The following is a 636-nucleotide window of genomic DNA, read 5'->3' as shown; positions in this document are numbered from 1 at the left end:
GAACTGGGAAAGTACCTCAGATATCGCCATCGAAAAGCGTCGTGACATTCGACTCAATACTCAAGACGAAATTCTGCCAAGCAACTCGATGGAGTCACCAAGCTTGCATTTGGTGATTGAACGCGGCGATCTTCGTCGCGAAACGGTCGAGCAGCAACACGCAGAATGGCGAGACGAAGTGGCCATTCAACTGATTCAACAGCGTTTGATCAGTCTTCTCAATGATGCCGCCGAGCCTTACCAATACGTTTATGCGCAGCCTTACTACTCGAACTACCAACGCCTGATGTCGGCGGGTATCTCATTTTCGCCTGACCGCCGTGAACAAATGCACCAAATTTTCATCAGTGCGTTGACGTCACTTCGCGATTACGGCGTGACACAAGCTGAGCTAGAGAGCATCACATCTAACTGGTATGGCGAACTGGCAAATCTTGATTCTGATTGGAGCAAACGCAAGCCAAATAGTTACGCGGAAGCGCGTATTTTCCAATTGGAGCAAGACAGCGTAAGCCAATCGAAAGAGAGCTATGCGCAAAGCTTGGCAGCTTTTTTGGATAAAACGACGCTAGAGAGCGTAAACGCGCAGTTAAAAGAGCTGCTGTCTAATCAACCAAGCTTTGTGATTGGCATGGG

Annotated in this window: 1 pseudogene; it reads left to right on the top strand. The window is 48.7% G+C overall.

Features of this window, described 5'->3' with window-relative positions:
• A pseudogene (locus R7E78_RS27735) lies at nucleotides 1–636 on the top strand (insulinase family protein); the annotation flags it as partial.

The sequence above is a fragment of the Vibrio sp. YT-19(2023) genome (genome assembly GCF_033337395.1).
The sequence above is the reverse complement of the archived record's forward strand: the minus strand, read 5'-3'. Positions and strand labels throughout refer to the sequence as shown.